This is a genomic window from Parvibaculum sp. (assembly GCF_040882025.1).
Classification (GTDB): domain Bacteria; phylum Pseudomonadota; class Alphaproteobacteria; order Parvibaculales; family Parvibaculaceae; genus Parvibaculum.
In genome coordinates, this window is sequence record NZ_JBBECC010000156.1 from 1 (window position 1) to 4,401 (window position 4,401).

At 59.4% G+C, this 4,401-nt stretch carries 3 protein-coding genes; 2 read left to right on the forward strand and 1 reads right to left on the reverse strand.

Features of this window, described 5'->3' with window-relative positions:
* On the reverse strand, window positions 1-1,926 hold a 1,926-nt coding region (gene scpA, locus WEB61_RS11350; protein WP_368064447.1), incomplete at its 3' end, for a methylmalonyl-CoA mutase.
* 332 nt (window positions 1,927-2,258) lie between these two features.
* On the opposite strand from scpA, the gene WEB61_RS11355 reads away from it, so the two are divergent.
* Both WEB61_RS11355 and WEB61_RS11360 read left to right on the forward strand, forming a co-directional pair.
* Complete coding sequence (locus WEB61_RS11355; RefSeq protein WP_368064448.1) at window positions 2,259-2,897, forward strand: hypothetical protein; 639 nt, start codon at window positions 2,259-2,261, stop codon at window positions 2,895-2,897.
* 312 nt (window positions 2,898-3,209) lie between these two features.
* Window positions 3,210-4,401, forward strand: a 1,192-nt coding sequence (locus WEB61_RS11360) for a PAS domain-containing protein (RefSeq protein WP_368064449.1), incomplete at its 3' end; no start/stop codon positions are given.

The window sequence follows — 4,401 nt, forward strand, 5'->3', positions numbered from 1 at the left end:
AATGCCGATGACGTGAACATCGTTCTCGATCGCATCGCGCGCCGCTTCCTCCGGTGTTTGAAAAAGCGGGCCCACATCCACGTCGAAGCCGAGGTCGGCAAAAGCCGTGGCGATCACCTTCGCGCCGCGATCGTGTCCGTCCTGTCCCATTTTCACGACCAGCATGCGCGGACGCCGGCCTTCGGCTTCGGCAAAAGCCTCGATCTCCCTGGAAATCTGCATGAAGCCCTCGTCTCCCTCATAGGCTTGCGCATAGACACCCGAGATTGATTTGATCTCGGCACGGTGCCGACCGAACACTTCTTCCATTGCATCGGAAATCTCGCCGACAGTCGCGCGCGCGCGCGCCGCATCGATCGCGAGTGCCAGAAGATTTCCATTGCCTCGGGCACCCTCGGTGAGCGCGGCAAGCGCTGCACGACATTTTGCCTCGTCCCGCTCCGCACGCACCTTCTTCAGGCGCGCGACCTGCGCCTCACGCACCCTGGCATTGTCGATGTCGAGAATTTCGAGCGAGTCTTCTTTCGACAGGCGGTATTTATTGACCCCGACGATGACTTCCTCGCCGCGGTCGATGCGGGCCTGTTTGCGTGCCGCAGCCTCTTCGATCTTGAGCTTCGGCATCCCCGTAGCAACCGCTTTGGTCATGCCGCCAAGCTCCTCGACTTCCTCGATCAGCTTCCAGGCCTCGCTCGCCAGAGAATGTGTGAGGCTTTCCATGTAGTAGGAGCCTCCCAACGGATCGATCACATTGGTGATGCCGGTCTCATGCTGTATGACGAGCTGGGTGTTGCGAGCGATGCGGGCTGAGAAATCGGTCGGCAAGGCGATCGCCTCATCCAGCGCGTTGGTATGAAGCGATTGGGTTCCGCCGAGAATCGCCGCCATCGCTTCGATCGTCGTGCGAATGACGTTGTTGTAGGGGTCCTGTTCAGTGAGCGACACGCCCGAGGTCTGGCAATGCGTGCGTAGCATCGACGATTTCACATCCTTCGGTCCGAACTCGGCCATGATCTTCGACCACAGGAACCGAGCCGCACGAAGTTTCGCCACCTCCATGAAGAAGTTCATGCCGATGGCAAAGAAGAAGGAGAGACGGGGCGCAAACTCATCGACATCGAGACCCGCGGCCAGTGCCGCGCGCACATATTCGCGCCCATCGGCAAGCGTGAAGGCAAGCTCCTGCACCTGCGTCGCACCCGCTTCCTGCATGTGATAGCCGGAGATCGAGATCGTGTTGAACTTGGGCATATGACGGGAACAGAAGCCGATGATGTCGGCAACGATCCGCATCGAAGGCTCGGGCGGGTAAATATAAGTATTGCGAACCATGAACTCCTTCAGAATATCGTTCTGAATGGTTCCCGAGAGTTGGTCCGGCCTCACACCCGCTTCTTCCGCCGCAACGATGTAATTGGCTAAAATGGGAATAACGGCACCGTTCATCGTCATCGACACCGACATTTCATCGAGCGGTATGCTGTCAAAGAGGATCTTCATATCCTCGACCGAATCGATTGCAACGCCGGCTTTGCCGACATCGCCAACGACGCGCGGATGATCACTGTCGTAGCCGCGATGAGTGGCGAGATCGAAAGCAACCGAAAGGCCTTTCTGACCGCCGGCGAGATTGCGCCGATAGAAAGCGTTCGATTCTTCCGCAGTCGAAAAGCCAGCATATTGCCGGATAGTCCATGGACGCCCGACATACATCGTCGCCTGTGGCCCGCGCGTATAAGGAGCAAAGCCCGGCAGCGTATCGACGTTGTAGCCTTCGGTCGCCAGTTGCTCCAGATCGGCAGCTGTATAGAGCGGCTTGACGCCAATGCCTTCCGGTGTTTTCCAGACAAGTGATTCCGAGCCGGCACCTTTGGTTTGCTTGCTGACTGCGGCTTCCCAGTCCTGAAGCGTCTTTTCATCGGCCATCTTGTCTTCACTCGCTCGAAATCTCTCGGAAATTCCCTTGTGGCTATTGTAACATAGCGCCACCGATCCCAAAAAGCGGCTGGAGTATCGGGGAACAGCCGGGCAGGGTCAAACTGCCCGGAAGGATGGGAACGAAGCCACAATTCCGCTGCGTCAGATCGCGCGAAATCGCGTCGGCGCTCTGGTCGCTGTTTGATACATGCCTTACGGTGAGGCTAATCGGATAAGCCGCGCCCCGCATTTGGCGCGATCGGAGAAAATCAAGGGGGAGAATGTCTGTGACCCGAGTTCGTCCAACCGCGCCAGCAATGACAATTGTCGCGCTTTGTCTAATGGCATTTGCGATTGCCGCCTGCAGCGGCGGAGGTGCGGCCCGCAAGCGCGATTCCGAGGGACGCGTGTTGCCGACACTGGCGGAGCAGGATCCGACGGGAACGCTGTATGCAAAATCCGTCAGTGACGCAGCGCGCGGCGAATGCGATGAACGAACCCTTGATGTGCTGACCTGTTTTTCCTATCGCGGGCACGGATATGAAGGCGCTCAAACAGCGCTCGGCCAGTGCCTGATCGCCACAGGCGACAACACCGAAGGACTTGATTGGATACGCCGCGCCGCCGACGCGGGTTGGCCCGACGCACAAAAGCTTCTCGCGCAAATATTGCTTGCCGGAGATGTTGCCACGCGCGACGGCGTGGAAGCAGCCAAATGGGCAAAACTATACAGCCGCAATCCGTCCCTTCTCTCGCTCGGCGTGCAACCCGACCGGAACCTTGCTCTCGCCTTTCAGGGCGAAATCACATCGGAGCAAAACACCGAGGCGGACAGGCGCGTCGCCGCATGGGTGCCGCGTTACTGGGCCCCGACGAGTCAGGTTGACCAGCGTGTGCAGCGTAGCTGCGAAGTCGAGGGTCGCCGCCCTCCGCCCGCGCGCCAGGATGTGCCGCTCATAACGGTGCCGGAGGTCTACTAGGAGCCGTCTGTAGCGCATCTTCGAGACGGGCGCGGCGCAGCCATTTCGGGGCGCAATACCGGCCGTTTTTCGCCCGGAATGTCGTATTCAGGGAAACTTTACCTCCCTCCCGTAAACCTCGTAGCACGTGGGGTTCTAACCTGGGGGAGGAGCCCCGTTCAGATGCCCGGCACGCCAACGGACATGAAACCATCCGCGGGGATCGAGGTGAGGCCCGCACCATCGTCCTTCGACAGCGTCTCCGGAAGCGGTGCCCTGCCGGAAGCGGATGCCCGTGCCCGCCGCATTCGTCTCGAGCTTTACCGCTCGGTGATGAAAACCTTCCGCACACTCCCCGTCTATTTTCCGGCTATCGTGGGTGCGGTCGCTATCGCCTTCGAATCCGTCGCGCCCGTCGCCGTCATCGTCGTATGGTGGCTTGTCATAGCGGCGATACACATCGAATACGCGATTTTCCAGAAGCGTTTTTTTGCGGCCGACGAGAACACGACGGACCCGGAGCCGTGGATAACAGCAACGGCAATCCGCTATTGGATCACAAACATCGTCTGGATCGGCCTCATCCCGCTCTTCTGGCAAGCCGATGGCAACATCCAGAACCTTGCCATCCTGATGATTTTCGTCCTTCACGTTGTAGTGTCGACGCAGACGGCGTTTCCCGTCGCAGCGCTGTTGATTGCATCGACGCTGCCGGTCATGACGGCTGTTGTTGTTGTCGGCATCTCCACCACCGAGCAGACGTTCGTGGCCATCGGCCTTGCCTGCATTCCCACTTATCTTTACCTGGCGCGTATCGCACAACAACAAAGAGCTGCGGCGACGGAAACGCTCGAACTGCGCTTCCGAAACAACGACCTTATTCTCGACCTGGAACGCGCGCACGACATGTCGGAAACGGCACGCCTTCAGGCAGAAGAAGCGAACGCGCAACTGCTGCGCCGCGAACACCACTTTCGCGCGCTGGTCGAAAACGCCTTCGATGTTGTGCTGGTCACCAATGAGGACGGCATTATTCAATATGCATCGCCCGCAGCCGGGAAAATCGGCATCCCGCCCGACGCGCTGGTGGGCCTCAACGGCATCGACCTCCTGTCGCCGGAACAGCAGGAAACACTGCGCCAGGATGCCATCGACGCCGATGGCGCGGCGCCATCGCCAGCCCGTACCTACGAACTCGTTATACCCCGATATGAAAACGACAAGACCATTTGGGTCGAGGCAACGATCACCAACCTGCTCAGGGACGAAAACGTCCGTGGTTTTGTCGTCAACCTCCGCGATATCACACAGCGCAAGCGCGCTGAAACCGAGCAGCGAAGTCAGTTCCAGGTCCTTCAGGCTCTCGCGACCGGCTTGACACTCGATGAGGTAATGTCACTTCTGGCGCTGGGCGCGGAAGAGTCGAACCCGGGCGCGCGCGCCGCTGTCTTTCTGCTCGACGGCGACGAGAATCTCATCACCTGCGCCGCGCCTAACCTGCCGGCTGACTTCGCCGAATGGGTCG

Bases quoted from the DNA above. Each gene is read 5' to 3' on its own strand.
- WEB61_RS11355 (WP_368064448.1), top strand. From the start codon at position 2,259: ATGGCATTTGCGATTGCCGCCTGCAGCGGCGGAGGTGCGGCCCGCAAG.